The 17,423-nt window shown below is 60.6% G+C and carries 17 protein-coding genes; 7 read left to right on the top strand and 10 right to left on the bottom strand.

Going from position 1 to position 17,423, the window contains the following annotated elements; genetic code table 11:
• Positions 1–310: 310 nt before the first annotated feature.
• The 4 genes from rplI to WH87_RS05985 form a co-directional block, all read right to left on the bottom strand.
• On the bottom strand, positions 311–883 hold the full coding sequence (gene rplI, locus WH87_RS06000) for a 50S ribosomal protein L9 (protein WP_046138076.1): 573 nt from the start codon (positions 881–883) through the stop codon (positions 311–313).
• 130 nt (positions 884–1,013) lie between these two features.
• Positions 1,014–1,268 carry a 30S ribosomal protein S18 gene (rpsR, locus tag WH87_RS05995; RefSeq protein WP_035100429.1) on the bottom strand — a complete coding sequence of 85 codons (255 nt, stop codon included), beginning with the start codon at positions 1,266–1,268 and terminating at the stop codon, positions 1,014–1,016.
• 18 nt (positions 1,269–1,286) lie between these two features.
• A complete protein-coding gene (rpsF, locus tag WH87_RS05990) occupies positions 1,287–1,706 on the bottom strand; it encodes a 30S ribosomal protein S6 (RefSeq protein WP_046138077.1) in 420 nt (139 codons plus the stop codon).
• 220 nt (positions 1,707–1,926) lie between these two features.
• Positions 1,927–3,405 (bottom strand): GGDEF domain-containing protein, encoded by a 1,479-nt coding sequence (locus WH87_RS05985; RefSeq protein ID WP_197410734.1) that lies wholly within the window; start codon positions 3,403–3,405, stop codon positions 1,927–1,929.
• A gap of 167 nt (positions 3,406–3,572) precedes the next feature.
• Between WH87_RS05985 and fabD the strand changes: the two genes are divergently transcribed.
• The 7 genes from fabD to gmk all read left to right on the top strand — a co-directional run bounded on the left by fabD (position 3,573) and on the right by gmk (position 9,893).
• Entirely contained in the window at positions 3,573–4,523 is a 951-nt protein-coding gene (gene fabD / locus WH87_RS05980; RefSeq protein WP_046138079.1) for an ACP S-malonyltransferase, read from the top strand.
• A 56-nt stretch (positions 4,524–4,579) separates the two neighbouring features.
• Positions 4,580–5,317, top strand: coding sequence for a 3-oxoacyl-[acyl-carrier-protein] reductase (gene fabG / locus WH87_RS05975; RefSeq protein WP_046138080.1), 738 nt, complete (start codon positions 4,580–4,582; stop codon positions 5,315–5,317).
• 216 nt (positions 5,318–5,533) lie between these two features.
• The gene (locus WH87_RS05970; protein WP_046138081.1) at positions 5,534–5,770 is read left to right on the top strand and encodes an acyl carrier protein; all 237 of its coding nucleotides are present in this window, start codon (positions 5,534–5,536) and stop codon (positions 5,768–5,770) included.
• A gap of 20 nt (positions 5,771–5,790) precedes the next feature.
• A complete protein-coding gene (gene fabF / locus WH87_RS05965; RefSeq protein WP_046138082.1) occupies positions 5,791–7,059 on the top strand; it encodes a beta-ketoacyl-ACP synthase II in 1,269 nt (422 codons plus the stop codon).
• 174 nt (positions 7,060–7,233) lie between these two features.
• On the top strand, positions 7,234–8,358 hold the full coding sequence (gene mltG / locus WH87_RS05960) for an endolytic transglycosylase MltG (RefSeq protein ID WP_046138083.1): 1,125 nt from the start codon (positions 7,234–7,236) through the stop codon (positions 8,356–8,358).
• Positions 8,355–9,245, top strand: coding sequence for a YicC/YloC family endoribonuclease (locus WH87_RS05955; protein WP_245622306.1), 891 nt, complete (start codon positions 8,355–8,357; stop codon positions 9,243–9,245). The genes mltG and WH87_RS05955 overlap by 4 nt, the downstream gene beginning before the upstream one ends.
• Positions 9,246–9,254: 9 nt before the next feature.
• The gene (gene gmk, locus WH87_RS05950) at positions 9,255–9,893 is read left to right on the top strand and encodes a guanylate kinase (protein WP_046138085.1); all 639 of its coding nucleotides are present in this window, start codon (positions 9,255–9,257) and stop codon (positions 9,891–9,893) included.
• 70 nt (positions 9,894–9,963) lie between these two features.
• Here the strand turns inward: gmk and rsmA are convergent, their stop codons facing one another.
• The 6 genes from rsmA to WH87_RS05920 form a co-directional block, all read right to left on the bottom strand.
• Complete coding sequence (rsmA, locus tag WH87_RS05945) at positions 9,964–10,818, bottom strand: 16S rRNA (adenine(1518)-N(6)/adenine(1519)-N(6))-dimethyltransferase RsmA (protein ID WP_046138086.1); 855 nt, start codon at positions 10,816–10,818, stop codon at positions 9,964–9,966.
• The gene (gene pdxA / locus WH87_RS05940; protein ID WP_046138087.1) at positions 10,815–11,813 is read right to left on the bottom strand and encodes a 4-hydroxythreonine-4-phosphate dehydrogenase PdxA; all 999 of its coding nucleotides are present in this window, start codon (positions 11,811–11,813) and stop codon (positions 10,815–10,817) included. The genes rsmA and pdxA overlap by 4 nt, the downstream gene beginning before the upstream one ends.
• A 54-nt stretch (positions 11,814–11,867) precedes the next feature.
• Entirely contained in the window at positions 11,868–12,779 is a 912-nt protein-coding gene (locus tag WH87_RS05935; protein ID WP_046138088.1) for a peptidylprolyl isomerase, read from the bottom strand.
• Between the two features lie 107 nt (positions 12,780–12,886).
• On the bottom strand, positions 12,887–15,175 hold the full coding sequence (locus WH87_RS05930; protein WP_156458118.1) for an LPS-assembly protein LptD: 2,289 nt from the start codon (positions 15,173–15,175) through the stop codon (positions 12,887–12,889).
• Positions 15,172–16,242, bottom strand: coding sequence for an LptF/LptG family permease (locus WH87_RS05925; RefSeq protein WP_046138090.1), 1,071 nt, complete (start codon positions 16,240–16,242; stop codon positions 15,172–15,174). Before WH87_RS05925 ends, WH87_RS05930 begins: the two co-directional genes overlap by 4 nt.
• Entirely contained in the window at positions 16,239–17,309 is a 1,071-nt protein-coding gene (locus tag WH87_RS05920) for an LptF/LptG family permease (protein WP_046138091.1), read from the bottom strand. The genes WH87_RS05925 and WH87_RS05920 overlap by 4 nt, the downstream gene beginning before the upstream one ends.
• Between the last annotated feature and the right edge of the window lie 114 nt (positions 17,310–17,423).

Below are 17,423 nucleotides of genomic sequence, written 5' to 3'. Positions count from 1 at the left end.
CGGCTAACCTGCTGCTGTGAACACTGTGGACAACGGGGATAGTACCAGTCTGCCATTGCACAGCACCAAGGCACCAGAATGGCATGAGTCGGGTGGGGTCAGGGATAATAGCGTGAGGCATAGAGCTTGCCCCCTCCGCGATCGTCACCCTCGGGCTTGATCCGAGGGGACCTCTCGAGCCGCAAGGACCCTCGGGTCGGGCCCGAGGGTGACGAGCGGTGGGAGTGGGGCATGACCGGGCTAACCCGGTAACCAAAACAAAAAAGGCCGGGCACAGGGCCCGGCCTTTCGAATGCTTTTGAAAGCGCTCTTACAGTTCGTCGTCGAAACGATCGTCCTGCTGTGCGTCCTTCTGGCCGGCGGCGAAATCGCCTTCGACGTCGTCTTCGTAAACGGTGACGGTGACGTCTTCACCAGCGTCCTGACGGGCTGCTTCGTCTTCCGAGCGCGCCACGTTGACGTTGATGGTGACGGCAACTTCAGCGTGCAGGTTCAGCGGCACGGTGTGCACGCCAACCGACTTGATCGGATCGGTGAGATCGATCTGCGAACGCTGAACGGTGAAGCCTTCGGCTGCGAGAGCTTCGACGATATCGCGCGAAGCAACCGAACCGTAGAGCTGACCGGTTTCACCAGCCTGACGGATGATGACGACAGTCTTGCCATTGAGGCCATCAGCAATGCCGGCAGCGGCGTTGCGACGGTCATCATTGCGCTTTTCGATAGCGGCGCGTTCGCCTTCGAACTTCTTGCGGTTGGCTTCGGTCGCGCGGAGCGCCTTGCCCTGTGGCAGCAGGAAGTTACGAGCAAAGCCGTCCTTAACGGTGACTTCGTCGCCGATCGTGCCAGTGCGGCCGATACGCTCGAGGAGAATAACTTTCATTGGGGTATTCCTTTTGGCTGTCCCGTCGCTTGGACGGTTAGGAGCTCCGGACCATCCGGAACCCCAGCGGGGCGTTCAGGGGAAAAGCGGAGACCGCTTTTCCCAATCAAAAACGCGGGTCGTTCAGGTCTTACTGAACGGCGTAAGGCATGATGCCGATGAAGCGGGCGCGCTTGATGGCGCGGGCCAGTTCACGCTGCTTCAGAGCCGAAACGGCAGTGATGCGGCTTGGAACGATCTTGCCGCGCTCGGAAACGTAACGCGAGAGCAGACGGACGTCCTTGTAGTCGATCTTTGGCGCGCCTTCACCCGAGAACGGGCAGGTCTTGCGACGACGCTGGAAAGGACGACGGGCCTGGGCAGTGGTAAGGTCTTTGATAGCCATAGCTTTTCGGTCCTTGTCTTAGAAACGGCGTGGGCGGCGTTCGCCGCTGAAGCCACCACGGTCACGGTCGCCGCCGGGACGACCACCATCACGGCCGCCATCACGATCGTCGCGATCGCGCTTCTGCATCATCGCAGATGGGCCTTCTTCCAGCTCGTCAACGCGGACGGTCATGAAGCGCAGGATGTCTTCGTTGATGCGCATCTGGCGTTCCATCTCGGCAACCGCCGCTGGCGATGCTTCGAGGTTCAGCAGGGTGTAATGAGCCTTGCGGTTCTTACGGATGCGGTAGGAGAGACCCTTGAGGCCCCAGTATTCGTTCTTGGTGACCTTGCCGCCGCCGGAAGCGAGGATTTCGGTCAGCGCAGCGGTCAGCTCTTCGACCTGCTGCTGCGATACGTCCTGGCGCGCCAGGAAGATATGCTCGTAAAGGGCCATGAATGCGCCTTTCCTTCGTGGTTTCAAACACAGCAATGCTTGGCGCGGAGCCCCTTTGAAGCCGGAAAAGGCAACAAAGCAGTCTTGCAAAGAGCGGGAACACGGGAGGCCGGATCGAAACCCTATTTTTCGTTCTTTCAAACGAAAAACCCTCCGTTCAGCCCCCGGCCAAACGAATTGCTGGCGGTGCAATAGGTCAAACAGCCGTCAAAGACAAGGTTTATGTGCGCTTGTCGCTGCGAACGCGGCTGCTTTCACTGCGGATCTGCGGGTCGAACCATTCTGCGAAGGCAACCCGGTCGCGGCCGGATTCTTTTGCGGCATAAAGGGCCGTGTCGGCGGTGGCCAGTGCATCATCGATTGTGGTGGCCAAAGGCTGGATCGTCGCGCCGACGCTGACGGCGACATGGATGACATTGCCTTCCACAGTGGTGACGCTCATCAGGCGCGCCTGCTGGCACACTTTGTCGGCGATCAGCATGGTTGCGCTGGGGTCTTTGCTTTTCACCGGGAAGATGGCGGCGAACTCTTCGCCCCCAATGCGTCCGAGAATCGCATTGGCGGGGAGGGTGGAGGTCAGCATGCGGCCAGTTTCAGCAATCACGCGGTCGCCGGCAGCGTGACCGTTGAGGTCGTTGACCTTCTTGAAGTGGTCAATGTCGATCATCAGAACCGCAAGGTCTTCTTCCTTCTTGGCGCGCTGCACCAGTTGGCGGGCCTGCTCGAAGAAGGTGCGGCGATTGAGCAGCCCACTCAGCATATCCCGGGTGGCGAGGACCTCGAGGCGCGCATGGGCGCGGGCCCAGGCTGCGTTGACGGCCGCGACCACGATGGTCGTGGTGGCGACCATGGCAACGCCCAGACGGAAGGACGCCGTCGCATCGGTTCCATCAATCGGAACGGACAGCGGAATGTAACCCATCGGCCCGGCAATCAGCATCCAGACGCAAACGAGGGACGAGACCGACAGGGCGACCGGCGGCGCGAACTGCACTGCAATCAGCATCAGCGCCGGCACGGGGAAAACCATGGCGCCCATGTGGCCCCACAGGTGCACGGCGAGAAGGGAAGCAAACAGAACAATGAAAGACGCTACCTTGCCTCCCTGACTACCGATCTGTGGCGCCTCGCTGGTGATGCGCCACTTGGTATGCGGGACAAGCGTCAGGATGGTTGGGACAATGGCAATATAATAGCTCAGTTCACTGCTGAACCAGAAGAACGCCGCCTCAAGCGGCGTCATGCCGAACAGGATCGGGCCTGCAAGGGTGCCGACAGTTGCCGAACCAGCGGCGGCAGCCACAAGGGCCGATAGGAGCGCCATGGCGTCCATGGGGCGGTTGAGGCCGCGATTGTCGAGGCCAAGTCGAACGATGGCCAGACCGCCCACGGCCACCCCCAGCAGGTTTGCCGCGGTCAGGAACAGGCTTTCCACGATCTCGGTGTTACCGATCTTGTCGCCAAGTAAGAAGGCGGCCGCCGCGGACAGCCAACTGAGTGTTGTGCGGAAATCCGGGCGCAGCACGAACAGGGCCAGCAGTGCAGCGTTTGGCAGCCAGAGGCTGGACAAGGAGAAGATTTGTCGGGTGACCACCGACAATAGACTCAAGACCAATACCAGGGCGAATACGATCAACGCATGCCAGACCATGCTGATCGAATTCTGCTGGGTATTGGGGGGTGCTGGTATTACCGCCATGGAACAACCCTCTCGCCTCGAATTAATCTTGCACCCTTTCGTTAACATCTAGTCAGCGGGATTGATTACTGAATGCTAGCCCGCGTGCCTTGACTTGGCCCTATCCATTCTGCAAAGCCCATTTTCAGGCCCCGTTTCTATGGGGTGACCTTAATAATGAGAGAGTCATGACCAGCTACGCGTTTACCTTTCCGGGGCAGGGCAGCCAGGCTGTCGGCATGGGCAAGGATTTGGCCGCAGCCTATCCAGAAGCCCGCGCGGTGTTTCAGGAAGTCGATGAAGCGCTCAATCAGCGCCTGTCGGCGATCATGTTTGAAGGCTCGGATGAAATCCTGCGCCTGACTGAGAATGCGCAGCCTGCGCTGATGGCCGTGAGCCTCGCGGTGATCCGCGTGCTCGAATCCAAGGGCGTCCGTATCGCTGACCACGCCGCCTATGTGGCCGGCCACTCGCTGGGTGAGTATTCGGCTCTTTGCGCCGCTGGCACATTCTCTCTTTCTGACACGGCGCGCCTGCTCAAGACGCGTGGTCAGGCGATGCAGAAGGCTGTTCCCGTCGGCCACGGCGCCATGGCCGCGCTGCTGGGCCTCGATATGGCCACCACGCACGAAGTTGCGGCCGAAGCGGCGCAGGGCGAAGTGTGCGACGTTGCCAATGACAATGCGCCCGGTCAGGTTGTGGTGTCGGGCACTGTCGCTGCCGTTGAGCGCGCAGTTGAACTGGCCAAGGCCAAGGGCGCCAAGCGCGCTCTGCTGTTGCCCGTCAGCGCGCCATTCCATTGCTCGCTGATGCAGCCTGCGGCCGAGGCTATGGCCGCGGCGCTTGCAGAAGTGCAGATGAACGCGCCTGTCGTGCCACTCGTTGCCAACGTTCTGGCGCGCCCGATCTCCGATCCGGCCGAGATTCGCCAGCGTCTGGTCGAGCAGGTCACCGGCGTCGTCCGCTGGACCGAAAGCATCACCTGGCTCACCAATGAAGGTGGCGTCACCAATCTGGCAGAGCTCGGCACCGGCAAGGTGCTGTCGGGCCTGGCCAAGCGCATCAATGGCGAAGCCGCCTCGATCTCGGTTGGCTCGCCCGCCGATATCGACGCTTTCGTCGCACAACTTACGGCTTAAATACTTGATTCAGGCGACAAAGAGCCTGAATCAATGTCTCCGCGGAGGAAGACTAAATGTTTGATTTGACTGGCAAACGCGCGCTCGTCACCGGCGCAAGCGGTGGCATTGGTCGCGAGATCGCCAAGGCACTGGCCGCAGCTGGTGCAACCGTTGCGCTGAGCGGCACGCGTGTGAGCGCTCTCGAAGACACAGCCAAGGAAATCGGCAAGGACTGCCCGATCCTGCCGGCCAACCTCAGCAAGCTTGAGGAAGTCGACAAGCTCGTTCCCGCCGCTGAAGCGGCGCTGGGTGGCCTCGATATCCTCGTCAACAATGCTGGCCTGACGCGCGATAACCTCTTCATGCGCATGAAGGATGAAGAGTGGGATGAGGTGCTGGCCGTCAACCTGACCGCCGCCTTCCATCTGACCCGCAGCGTGCTTCGTGGCATGATGAAGCAGCGCTTTGGCCGCATCATCGGTATTTCCTCCGTCGTCGGCGTCACCGGCAACGCGGGGCAGGGCAACTACGCCGCCTCCAAGGCGGGCCTGATCGGCATGAACAAGGCGCTGGCCTATGAAGTCGCCTCGCGCGGCATCACCGTCAATTCCATTGCTCCCGGCTTTATCGCCTCGGCGATGACCGATGAGCTCAACGAAAAGCAGCGCGAGTCGATTTTGAGCTCGATTCCGGCTGCTCGTCTGGGCACTGCACAGGAAATCGCGGCGACCGCCGTTTTCCTCTCCAGCGACGCTGCAGGCTACATCACAGGCCATACGCTGAACGTAAATGGCGGGATGGCAATGGTCTGACGGCAACGAAAGCCGTTGAAAACCAAGAGGCTGTCTTATGGCCTTGGCTCGCCAAGTGTGATAATCGGCCCCGCTGTCTGCCCTGGCCACCGCTTGCGGGAGCCAGAAAGGGCGCTTACATTCGGCCGAAGTCGGCCAATAACGGTGCTTGAAGATTTGGCACTGCGCCAATAAGAAGCGAAACGAAACCTCGATTTCGAAAAAAGGAAGTCTAATATGAGCGATGTCGCTGATCGGGTCCGCAAGATCGTTGTGGAACACCTCAATGTGGATGCCGAGAAGGTTGTCGAAAAGGCTAGCTTCATCGACGATCTGGGCGCTGACTCGCTCGATCAGGTTGAGCTGGTGATGGCTTTCGAAGAAGAATTCTCGGTCGAGATCCCAGACGACGCTGCTGAAGGCATTCAGACTTTCGGCGACGCAGTCTCCTTCCTCACCAAGGCTGTCGGCTAATAGCCGGCAGAGGGCGGATCATGGAACTACGCCGAGTTGTCGTCACCGGGCTGGGTCTCGTTACCCCCCTCGGTTGCGGAGTTGAAGCTACCTGGGCCAATATCCTGGCCGGTAAGAGTGGCGCCAAACGCATCGACGACTTCCAGGTCGATGATATCGCCTGCCAGATCGCTCAGCGCTTGCCACTCGGTGATTATGCCGATGGCAAGTACAATCCTGATGAGTGGATGGACACCAAGGAACAGCGCAAGGTCGACCCGTTCATCGTGTATGCGATGGCGGCTTCCAAGCAGGCTATTGATGATGCGGGCGTGGAGCCCAAGACCCAGGAAGATGCAGAGCGTACAGGCGTTCTGATCGGCTCGGGCATTGGCGGCGTCGGCGGCATCTATGATGCCTCCGTCACGTTGCACGAAAAGGGTCCACGCCGCATCAGCCCGTTCTTCATTCCGGGCCGTCTTATCAATCTGGCATCGGGCTATGTGTCGATCCGGTTTGGCCTCAAGGGTCCGAACCACTCGGTCGTCACCGCTTGCTCAACCGGTGCGCACGCCATTGGCGATGCGGCCCGCCTGATCGCACTCGGCGATGCCGACGTGATGATCGCTGGTGGTGCTGAAAGCTGCGTCAACCGTCTGGCTCTGGCTGGCTTTGCCGCTGCCCGTGCCCTGTCGACCGGCTTCAATGACAATCCAGAAGCGGCCTCGCGTCCTTACGACAAGGACCGCGATGGTTTCGTCATGGGCGAGGGCGCCGGTATCGTCGTTCTCGAAGATTACGAGCGTGCCAAGGCGCGTGGCGCCAAGATTTATGGCGAAGTGGTTGGTTATGGCCTGTCCGGCGATGCCTATCACATCACGGCTCCGTCGCCTGATGGCGATGGCGGTTTCCGCGCCATGTCTGCGGCCATCAAGCGTGCTGGCATCAGCGCGTCCGATATCGACTACATCAACGCCCACGGCACCTCGACGCCACTGGGTGATGAAATCGAACTCGGTGCGGTGACCCGTGTGCTCGGTGACGCGGCCCCCAAGGCCGTTATGAGCTCGACCAAGTCTGCCATTGGCCACCTGTTGGGTGCTGCCGGTTCTGTGGAAGCGATCTTCTGCCTGCTCGCCATGCGCGACAGCGTTGCTCCGCCCACACTGAACCTGGACAACCCATCGGTCGATACGGTGATCAATCTGGTGCCCAAAGTGGCGCTCAAGAAAGAGATCAACGTGGCGCTGTCCAACAGCTTCGGCTTCGGCGGCACCAATGCGACCCTGGTGATGCGCAAGGTCAGCTGACCTTTTTTCAACATTCAACGGGGGCACATCGCGTCACAAACGCGGCGTGCCCCCTTGTTTTTGCCCCTCTGCATGAGAACAATGCGCGCGGCGACCGGTTCGGGTGGCCTGCAAGAGATGTTACGACCAGATGCACGCGCAAATGTGCACTGACTTCTAGGGTGACCCAGCACGATGAACGATCGTAAGCCGAAGCGTCAGCGCCGCCGTTCCAGCAACGGTTTTGTTGATATCCTCAACGGCTTCCTGACCCTTTTGGTCATCGGGTTGCTCGTAGTGGGTGGTATTTTTCTCTATGGCGCGTCGACCTTTTACGGCGACGGCCCTCTGCAGCAGGAAACCACGTTCCGTGTCGAATCGGGCTCCGGCCTCAGCACAGTGTCCCAGCGCCTCGAAGAGCAGGGCCTCATCAGCAATCGCTATGTATTCCAACTTGGTGGTCGCGCTCTTGAGCGCGCGTCGCAGCTCAAGGCGGGCGATTTCAAGATTGCCGCTGGCTCCAGCATGGCCGACATCCTCAAGGAACTCTCTGAAGGCAACCCGATCCGCTACGCGGTGACGATCCCCGAAGGCTGGACCTCGTGGGAAGCGCTGCAGCGCATCAATGCCGATAGCAATCTGGTTGGCGAAGTCACCACTGTGCCGCCCGAAGGCTCGCTCCTGCCAGGCAGCTATGACTACATGCCTGGGGACACGCGCCAGTCTGTCGTTGTGAAGATGCAGATGGCCATGGTCGATGCGCTCTCCAAGGTCTGGAGCAACCGTCAGGCTGATCTGCCCATCCAGTCCCCCGAGCAGCTCTTGGTGCTGGCATCGATCGTCGAAAAGGAAACCGGCATCGCCTCGGAACGCCCCGAAGTGGCCGCCGTCTTCGTTAATCGCCTGCGCGAGAAGATGCGCCTGCAGTCCGATCCGACCATCATCTATGGCATCACCATGGGCCAGTCGACGCTCGGCCGTGGCCTGCGCCGCTCCGAGATCGAAGCCAAGACGCCCTACAACACCTATCAGATCGACGGTCTACCCCCGACGCCGATTGCCAATCCGGGCATCGAGGCCATGGAGGCTGTCGCCAATCCCGATAGCCACGATTACCTCTATTTTGTTGCCAAGGGGGCCACGCCTCGCGAGGGCCACGTCTTTGCCGTGACCTACAAAGAGCATCAGGCCAACGTCGCGCAGTATCGCCGCATCGCTGCGGAAGCCGCTGCACAGGCCGAAGCTGACGCCGAGGCAGCACGTCAGGCGCTGGAAGACGAGCAGGCAGCGGAGACCGGCGACGCGCCGGCAGCGCAGTGAGCGTTTCTCTTGCGTCCATGACCGGCTATGCCCGCGCTGCGGGTAACGTGCCGGGAGCGTCGTTCGTCTGTGAGGTCAAATCGGTCAATGGCCGTGGTCTGGACATTCGCCTGCGCCTTGCGCCGGGGATGGATGCGCTTGAAGGCGATATCCGCCAGCTGATCGGCAAGGCTGCTGCACGTGGCTCCATCACGTTCAATCTGAGCGTGGATCGCGATGGGGCAGGCGGCGAACTCGTCGTCAACAAGCAGGCGCTCGATACCGTATTGGCTGCCATCGCCGATCTGTCGACCCGCATTGACGCCTCCCCGCCAAGTCTCGACGGAATTCTGGGTCTGCGCGGCGTGCTTGACCAGCATGATCATCCACTGTCGCCTGAGGCCGAGGAACAGCTGGTTGCTGCCATCCTGAGCTGTGCCGGTCAGGCACTGACCCAGCTGGGCGCCTCCCGCCGCCAGGAGGGGGCGCAGATCGCTACGGTGTTGCTGGGGCAGCTCGATGCGATCGAAGCACTGGTTGCCCGCGCAGAGGTCCATCCAGCCCGTAGCCGCGAGACCATTCTTGCGCGCTTGCGCCAGCAGGTGGCCGACATTGCTGCCGATATCGCTATTGCTGATGATCGCCTGTTGCAGGAAGCACTGCTGCTGGCTACCAAGGCCGATATCCGCGAAGAGCTGGACCGTCTGACCGCGCACATCGCCAGCGCCCGTCAGCTGATCAAGGGCGGTGGCGCCGTTGGCCGTCGGCTCGATTTTCTTGCGCAGGAGTTCAACCGCGAGGCCAATACGCTGTGCAGCAAGGCCAATGCGGTGGAGCTAACCTCCATCGGTCTTGACCTGAAGGCGACGATCGATCAATTACGCGAGCAAGTTCAGAACATCGAATAGGGGCTCACGATGGACACTCAACGCCGCGGCGTCATGCTGGTGATCGCTTCGCCTTCGGGCGCAGGCAAGTCGTCCATTTCGCGGTCGCTGTTTGGGCAGGACCCCAATATCCGCCTGTCGGTTTCGGTCACCACGCGTCAGCGCCGCACCGACGAAGTCGAAGGCACGCACTACTACTTCGTCGACGTGCCGACCTTTAACCGCATGAAGACTGATGGTGAGCTGCTCGAATGGGCGCAGGTCCACGACAATTTCTATGGCACCCCGCGCGCCAAGGTCGAAGAGCAGCTGGCTGCCGGCAACGACATCCTGTTTGACGTCGACTATCAGGGCACCCTGCAGCTCTATGAAAAGAGCCGACCGGACATGGTCACGGTGTTCATCCTGCCGCCGACCATCAAGGAGCTTCGTGCCCGCCTTGAGCGCCGCGCACAGGACAGCGCCGGCACTATCGAAAAGCGCCTGCGCAATGCCAAGATTGAGATGCAGCACTATTCGGAATACGACTACATCATCATCAATGATGATCTGGAAGCGTCGACCCAGAAGGTCCGCTCGATCCTTGCTGCAGCGCGCCTCACACGGCCACGCCAAATCGAATTGGATAATTTCGTCAAAGGCTTGCAAGACCAGATCGATTCTCTTTGAGAACCTGAGCTGACGTCCGAAGCTTCGATAATGCGACATTAGGACCGCGCCCCTGGGACGCGGTCTTTTTTTATTGGCCCTGGGTTCGTAGACCGGGCAGGGCACGGGCCATGGCGAGGAAAGCGTCAATCGACAGCTCCTCGGCCCGCTCGTCGCCCTTGAGATCAGCAGCAGCCAACAGGCCTTCCACGGGCACGCCCGCAGCCTTGAGGCTCTGACGCACCATCTTGCGGCGCTGGCCGAAGGCTGCGCGGGTGATGTGCTCGAGGTTTTTCACCGTCACCGTGCCATCGACGGCCTTTGGCGTCAGATGCACGACGGCCGAGGTCACGTTGGGTGGTGGCACAAAAGCCTGGCGCCCCACGTTGAACGCGATCCGTGCATCGGTGCGCCATCCGGCCAGCACGCCAAGGCGGCCATACGGGTCTTCACCCGGCTTGGCGCAAATGCGTTCCGCGACTTCCCGCTGGAACATCAGCGTCAAACTCTCAAAGAACGATGGCCACGGGTCCAGCGTCAGCCATCCGGTCAGCAGTGGCGTCGCGATATTGTAGGGTAGGTTGGCGATGATCCGCGTCGGGCCGTCGGCCAGCGTGCGATAATCCATCTCCATGGCATCGCCAGCGATCACTGTCAGGCGCCCGGGATAGGCTTCTGAAATCTGGGCGAGGGCAGGCAGGGCCCGCGCGTCGCGCTCGATGGCGATCACCTCGCGTGCGCCTTCGGCCAGCAGAGCCCGTGTCAGCCCGCCGGGCCCCGGCCCCACCTCGATCACGCGAACGCCTTCCAGCGAGCCGCCTACGCGGGCAATCCGCGATGTCAGGTTGAGATCGAGCAGGAAGTTCTGGCCGAGCTCTTTTTTGGCGCGCAGGCCATGCTCGGCGATCACTTCGCGCAGGGGAGGCAGGTTATCTATTTGGCTCATGGCGTTGCCGTCATTGCGTCGGCCATTCTGATGGCCGCAAGGAAACTACTGGGTGATGCCTTTCCGGTGCCGGCCAGATCGAAGGCCGTGCCGTGGTCAGGCGACGTGCGCACGATGGGCAGGCCCAGCGTGACATTGACGGCGTCTTCAAACGCCACCGTTTTGATCGGGATCAGTGCCTGGTCGTGATACATAGCGACCACCGCGTCGTACTTGGCCCAATACACCGGATAAAACAGCGTGTCAGCGGGCAGGGGGCCAATCACGTTGATGCCCTCAGCTTTCAGCTGTGCAATAGCCGGTGCGATGACCTCAATGTCCTCGCGCCCAATGGCCCCGCCTTCGCCCGCATGTGGGTTGAGCCCAGCAACGGCAATGGTTGGATTGGCAATGCCAAACCGCTGCCGCAAATCATGGGCCACGACCTGAACGGTCTCAACGATCAGCTCTGTGGTCAGTAGCTCCGGCACGTCGCGGATCGGGACGTGGATGGTCACGGGAATGGCCCGCAAGCCGCCATGCGCCAACATCATCACCGGCAGCGGCTCGTTGCCATCCACGGCGCAAAGCTCAGCCAGAAACTCTGTGTGGCCCGGATGGGTGAACCCGGCCTGATATAGCACGCCTTTGTGGATCGGGCCTGTTACCAGCCCCCGGCAGTCGCCCGCCAGTGCGGCGGCAACCGCAGCGGCAATGGCATTGATGACAGCAGGACCGGACACGACTGACGCCACGCCCGGCGTGTCGGGGACGTCGCCATCAACCGGCACCGCAGGCAGTGCAGTCTCGAACAGGGAGTTGGTCTGCGCAGGTGTCGCTTCGGTGATGTCAAAGGCCAGCCCGAGACGCCTGGCACGGGCGCGCAGGAAATCGGCATTTCCGAAGACGCAGAAGGGCGGGAGCTTGAGTTGATGGCGGCGGGCATAAAGCCCAAGTACGATATCCGGGCCAACGCCCGCAGGCTCGCCCATGCTGATGGCCAGCGGCTTGTCCATCTTGGCCCCCGGGAACCCTGAAGTAGGACGGCCCGCCGAGGCGGGCCGTTTCAATTAGTTGTAGATGATCTTGGCTTGCTTGCGCAGGTTCGCCAGATAATTGGCCACCTGGCCGGTCAGCGCCTGATTGCCAGCCTGCGACCGCAGCTCGCCCTTGATGAAGGTCAGATCCTGCGCCTGCGTCTTCTGGCAGATGGCCAGCATCGACACGCCAGTCTCGATCACACGCGGCTTGGTGATGCCGCCGACATTGAGGTTCGCCAGTTCCTTGGCAATCGCTTCTGGCAACTGGGTCGCATGGCGACGGCCGACATCGATCACGGCAGCGTCGGTGAAGCCCATGGACAGCTCAACAGCGCTGTCGCAGCCCGCAAAGCTGGTGCGGTAACGGTTCGCCTGTGCAGTACGCCCGCTGGCGCCCTGGCCACCGGGAGCAACGAAGATGATTTCCTTGAGGATATAGTCAAAGCCCTGATAAGGCGCGACCTGACCTGCGGCCTTCTGGTCCAGCTCAAGGTCCGAAACCTGGACCTGCGGCATGATGGCCTGCTCGGTCACAGCGTTCCAGGCGATGGCGGCGCGCAGGCGATCTTTGAGCGTCTCAACGTTGACGCCCGACTGCTGCAGCATACCGACCAGCTTGTCCTGGCTGACTTTGAGATTGCGCGACACCTGCAGCAGGCCGTCATCAACCTGTGCATTGGAAACGGTCACGCCAAGGCGCTTGGCTTCGGCGATCTGGATCGCTTCATCGATGAGCTGCTCGGTGGCACCCTTGGTGCCGCTCTTGTTGCCTTCGAGGGCAAACAGCTTCACGCGGGCAGCGATCTGCATGTCGGTGATCGGCGTGCCGTTGACAGTGACGCGAACGCTCTGTGCCAAAGCTGGCATGGCGGCGGCAACAGTCAGCAGAGCACCTACGATCATGGCGCTCGTTGCGCGCCCCCAGAAACCGTTCGCCATCATTGTTATCCGCCTCAGATTAATGTGCCCGCTCTCCATGGGGCGGGAAAAGCACGCTGTCAATTGCTCGATGAATGCGGCCAAAATCCGGACCGCTCGACTGTAACAATTTAGTACTGATGGCCGACGTCTAGTCCGGCTGGGGCGAGCAGACGAATGGTCCCAGTAAAGCGCGTGTCATTTGCAGTGGTATGCGTCGGGCCGGTGCGGGCCGCAGATGCGCCAAACCGCAAGTATCCGTCATCGTAGAAAAGCCCGCCGCCCACTTCCAACATATTGTTAGTGGCAAGGTCCCAATAGGCGCTGCCCTTAATGGTCCAATACTCGGTAATCGGCACGCCAACTTCGGCGCCAGCTTCATGCTGCGCCTGTGGCACACCAGCTGCAGCACTATCGGCGATATAGCGGTAGTCCAGCACAGCCGAATAGCCGTTGCTTTCAAAGCTGGCGCCTAGGCCCGCGCGCGCAACTCGTGGCGTGCCCGTATCGATCTGCAGCTTGCCGCCAAATTTCACGCCTTCAACAAACGAGCCATAGGCGCCGAGAACGGCGTAGGACGCATCTACGTCCATGCCGCTGCCGACAGCTGTATTGGACGGATCCGCAGCCGCGAAGGCATTTGCACCGGCAAGCTGGAAGGATTGTCCGGCAATCACTTCGACATAGCCGCCATTGGCGAAGTTGGCCTGATAGCGGCCGCCAATATTGGCGCGTAGGCCCGTTTCCTGCCGATCGCTGCCGCTGAAGCGGTTGTAGCTGAAGAGATTTGTGTCATCGAACACAAAGCTCTGGGCGTCGTCGTTGGTGATGCCAACAGCTGTGTTACCCGACCCACGATAGACCAGCTGTCCGATAGGCTCGATGAGGTGAACGGTTGAGCCGTCATTTGCCGCCATCGGGAAACGTACATCCATGGCGGCAATCGGGGTTGCACTCCACAGTGTGGTTTCGCCGGGCGCGACGGGGTCAGGGCTGTTGCCATCGTAATAGGCTACGTCGGCGCGGCCACCGAGATAGGGCGTCGCGACAAAGCCGCCGGCGCCAATCCATTGCTTCTGCCATCCGGCCTGCAAACTCGCATGCTGCTTGTTGCCAGCGTAGCCGAAAGAGTAGGGGACACCATTGACCACGCTAGTGGCGTCGCGCTGGCGCTGGACGCCCAGTAGTTTGGCGCTGATATCGATGCGACCAAAACCGGGTGCCAGCTCTTCGACGTGATCGAAACGCACCGTTGGCAACGTTTCGCCCTGCTTTTCCTGGTCAGCCGCATAAACGTCGCCCAGCAGATTGAAGTGCTGCACGCGCGCGTCGATGAAAGTGTTGTTGGTCAGGTTCGTGGCGTAAATCTCGTCGACCGAGGATTTCCCGACGGTCAGGTTGTAATCCGGCAAATACGCGGCATCGGTGAAGGCCGTGTAGCTCCAGCCGACAGTCCAATCCTGTGCAGGGGTGAACTCGCCTGATGTCTGGATAGCACCACGCCAGTCGCGCTGCGCTTCCGGAAACGAAAACGCAGTTTGATCCAACTGGTAGAGGCCCGATGCTTTTACGCGGATGGCGCCGAACTCAAAGCGCTGGATCCATTCTGCCCCCACCAGCAAGCCCTGGCGGCTCATCAGCGTTGGCGTCAGTATGATATCTGTCCAGCGGCTGGAATAGGCAGTGATCGGGATCTCCGCCCGTCCGCCGGTTTTGTCGCTGTACGAGAAGTTCGGCATTTGAATCGAGGCGACGGTGTTCGCGCTCAGGTCCGGTAGCCATAGATAGGGCAGCCAGAAAACTGGAATACCGAGCAAAGCCAAGCTTGGCTGCTCGAGCGTTACCGAATTGTCGACTTCGTTTTTCGTGCCTGTCGTTGCGTGAACCGACCAGCCGATCTTCCGACCTTTGGCATCAACGCATTCGCCACAGGGCGCGTAGGTTACGTTGTTGAGCAGCGTCTGCAGCGCCTGGCTGTAGTCGGCGCTGTCCGCTGTGATGCGCGATCCGTCATAGGCGGTGATGGTCATGGCGTTGATAAACGCCTGTTTGAGGCCGCCCGTCACGTTGAGGTCTTGCGACTCCATGACGTTGCCGGAGGGATCACGTACGCTGACATTACCGGTCATGCGCAGGTCGCGCGTCACCCGGTTGTAGACCAGGTTGTTGCCACTCAGCGTGTAGCCATCAGCCTTCAAAACAACATTGCCGGTGGCGGTGATGACGTTACTTTTTGCGTCGAACGCAAGCGTGGCCGCCTCAACCGCTGTCGGGGCACTTGGGTTAATCGGGGCGTTGAAAAAATCTACGGGAATGAGCCCTTGCGCAAACACCGCGGGGGTAGCGACCAGACAAAGCGTCGCGCTGGCGCAAGCCAGCCGAAGCGATGCCCTGATTTTTGCGCCCCAAGACTTCGTCACGTTCGCCCGTCTTCCTTGTATAGCAACAACGTCACGCCAATGACGATTGCTACGACTGCAGGTCCGACTGCCGCAAACGTGGGGTCGAGAACGCCGGTTGACCCGGCCCGGTCAGCCATCTCGGTAATCACGAAAACAACGAACCCAAGCACGATCCCATAGAGTACCGCAGGACCATAATTAGATGACCTTCGATAACCTGCGGTAAATGCAAAAGCAATGAACAGCGACCCGGTTAGCACAAGAGGAAGTGCCAACAGTTTGACCATGCGCATGGCCGCCGCGGAACGGATGCTGCTATCGGCCACACCGGCTTGAAGCAGCTGCACCAGCTCGAAAAAAGTCAGGTCGTCGGTCGAGGTCAGTTTTAGGTCGATCTCGGTCTGCGAAGAGGTTGTGGGCAGACGATAGTTCGTCAGCGTTGCGGGCGGAGAATCGGGGCTGAGCGCGATAGCGGTTGGGAATACCCATTCGCCATTTTCGAGGAGCGCTTCCGGCGCTTCAATCCGGTGTTGGCCTGATCGCGTGAGGTTGAACACCGTCACGTCACCCAGCTTAGAGCCACCGGCCTGCATACCGCTTGCCTTGAGAACATAGTGCTGATCCCCACCGCGTTGCTCCAGCCAGATTTCTCCATTGGGCATGGATAGGTTTGCCTGGCCGGGTGGGGCGGGGCTGAGTTCGCGGTTGATCTGCGTGCTGACCGTCTCCGCACCCAGCGCGATGGCAAAACTCACAAGGATCAGCGCAATGGTCGGCGCCCGCACGGCCCGCCATATCGAGATGCCGCTGGCCTTGATCACCGTCAGTTCGTGACGGGCCTTGAGGTCGATCATGCCAATGATCGCGCCCATCAAAACCGTGACTGGGAGGGTCTTGATGGTCCAGCGCACGCCGCTCATCGCCACCATCAGGATGGCCATGTGCGTACCCTGATTGCTGGCGACGAAGTTGAAGCGCCAGGTGTCGAGCGATTCCACCAGCGCAATGATGCCGTAGAAAATGAACAGGGTGACGCCAATGCGGCTTCCGAGGCGGCGCAGTAAGAGCCAGTCGATCCGGGTCATGCTGGTACCGCTTCAGGTATGCGGCGTGGTCGAACCCGCCAGCAAATGACGCCAAGTCCGACCAGGATCATCACCGCTGCGCCCGTCGCCGGGCCGGTGGGACTATAAGAGCTTAGCCCGCGCTCGGTGAACGCGATCAGCATGACCACCGCCTCCATAGGCACAGAGAACCGTGTTCGGCGCCCGCTCGGGAAGCCAGAAATGCACAACACGATCAAAGCGATGCCGACAACGCGCGCGCCTTCAGTCATGCGGTTGACGAGCACTGAGACGTTATAGGCCGGCCAGTCTCCGGATTGCAGCATATCGGAAATGATCGTGATGCTGTCCTGTGTCTCCGGCCCGTAGTTTTCCCCGACTGGGGCAGTCAGCCGGTCGACGCTCAGATCGTACCGGCCGAAGGTGATCTCCGAGAACCGCCCCGAGGCCTGGGTGTACTGCAGCGAGCCATTGCGCAGCTCGATCACGTAGTTGTCGCCGTCGGACGAGACGCGTGCCGTGTCCGCGATATAGGTTCGGCGAGTCTCGGGATCGCGGCGGTCGTCGGCGAAGAATTCCTGAATTTCGCCGCTGCCGGATCGATTGCCGATCCACACCGTCACGCCTGGCGTCACCTGGGTAAACCGCTGCGGCTTCAACGCCGAACTCAGCAGGTCCGCCGCCACGCTTGCGCTGAGATCATTGAGGCGCTTATTGGCGTAGGGCTCGATGAAATTGGTTAGCAGCAGCACTGCAGCCACGCCCACCGCCGTCACCACGCCGACGGCACGGAAAAGCGATCCCAGACCGTTGATGGTGTGGATGATATGCAGCTCATGGCTGAGGCGCAGCGCATTGAGGGCGCGGGCGAGTCCAATGCCGATACAGATGTAGAAGAACAGTAGCGACAGGGTCGGCATGGTCAGCAGGGCCTGATAGCCCAGCGTCAGCAAGCCCTGTCCCTTCACCGAGACCACGTCGAACGAGCGCAGGCAATTGACCAGCCACAGCAAGACGCACAGCACGGCGAACAGGATCACCGCGTCCGTCACAAACTGGCGAGAGAGATAGCGCGTCAGTCGTCTCATGTTAGGCTGGTATTGTCCTGACTATGCCGAATTGGGCCGTCTGCTATGGACTGACCTTGGGGCAGTTCGATGGCCTGCACAAGCGCACTCGCATGTGAACAAGGATTCGAACAG

It is taken from the genome of Devosia epidermidihirudinis, from assembly GCF_000971295.1.
GTDB classification, from domain to species: domain Bacteria; phylum Pseudomonadota; class Alphaproteobacteria; order Rhizobiales; family Devosiaceae; genus Devosia; species Devosia epidermidihirudinis.
This window is presented reverse-complemented; position numbering and strand designations above follow the sequence as displayed.

Bases quoted from the DNA above. Each gene is read 5' to 3' on its own strand.
- fabG (WP_046138080.1), top strand. From the start codon at position 4,580: ATGTTTGATTTGACTGGCAAACGCGCGCTCGTCACCGGCGCAAGCGGT.
- WH87_RS05970 (WP_046138081.1), top strand. From the start codon at position 5,534: ATGAGCGATGTCGCTGATCGGGTCCGCAAGATCGTTGTGGAACACCTC.
- gmk (WP_046138085.1), top strand. From the start codon at position 9,255: ATGGACACTCAACGCCGCGGCGTCATGCTGGTGATCGCTTCGCCTTCG.
- fabD (WP_046138079.1), top strand. From the start codon at position 3,573: ATGACCAGCTACGCGTTTACCTTTCCGGGGCAGGGCAGCCAGGCTGTC.
- WH87_RS05920 (WP_046138091.1), bottom strand. From the start codon at position 17,309: ATGAGACGACTGACGCGCTATCTCTCTCGCCAGTTTGTGACGGACGCG.
- rpsR (WP_035100429.1), bottom strand. From the start codon at position 1,268: ATGGCTATCAAAGACCTTACCACTGCCCAGGCCCGTCGTCCTTTCCAG.
- mltG (WP_046138083.1), top strand. From the start codon at position 7,234: ATGAACGATCGTAAGCCGAAGCGTCAGCGCCGCCGTTCCAGCAACGGT.
- WH87_RS05925 (WP_046138090.1), bottom strand. From the start codon at position 16,242: ATGACCCGGATCGACTGGCTCTTACTGCGCCGCCTCGGAAGCCGCATT.
- rsmA (WP_046138086.1), bottom strand. From the start codon at position 10,818: ATGAGCCAAATAGATAACCTGCCTCCCCTGCGCGAAGTGATCGCCGAG.
- pdxA (WP_046138087.1), bottom strand. From the start codon at position 11,813: ATGGACAAGCCGCTGGCCATCAGCATGGGCGAGCCTGCGGGCGTTGGC.
- WH87_RS05985 (WP_197410734.1), bottom strand. From the start codon at position 3,405: ATGGCGGTAATACCAGCACCCCCCAATACCCAGCAGAATTCGATCAGC.
- fabF (WP_046138082.1), top strand. From the start codon at position 5,791: ATGGAACTACGCCGAGTTGTCGTCACCGGGCTGGGTCTCGTTACCCCC.
- WH87_RS05935 (WP_046138088.1), bottom strand. From the start codon at position 12,779: ATGATGGCGAACGGTTTCTGGGGGCGCGCAACGAGCGCCATGATCGTA.
- rplI (WP_046138076.1), bottom strand. From the start codon at position 883: ATGAAAGTTATTCTCCTCGAGCGTATCGGCCGCACTGGCACGATCGGC.
- rpsF (WP_046138077.1), bottom strand. From the start codon at position 1,706: ATGGCCCTTTACGAGCATATCTTCCTGGCGCGCCAGGACGTATCGCAG.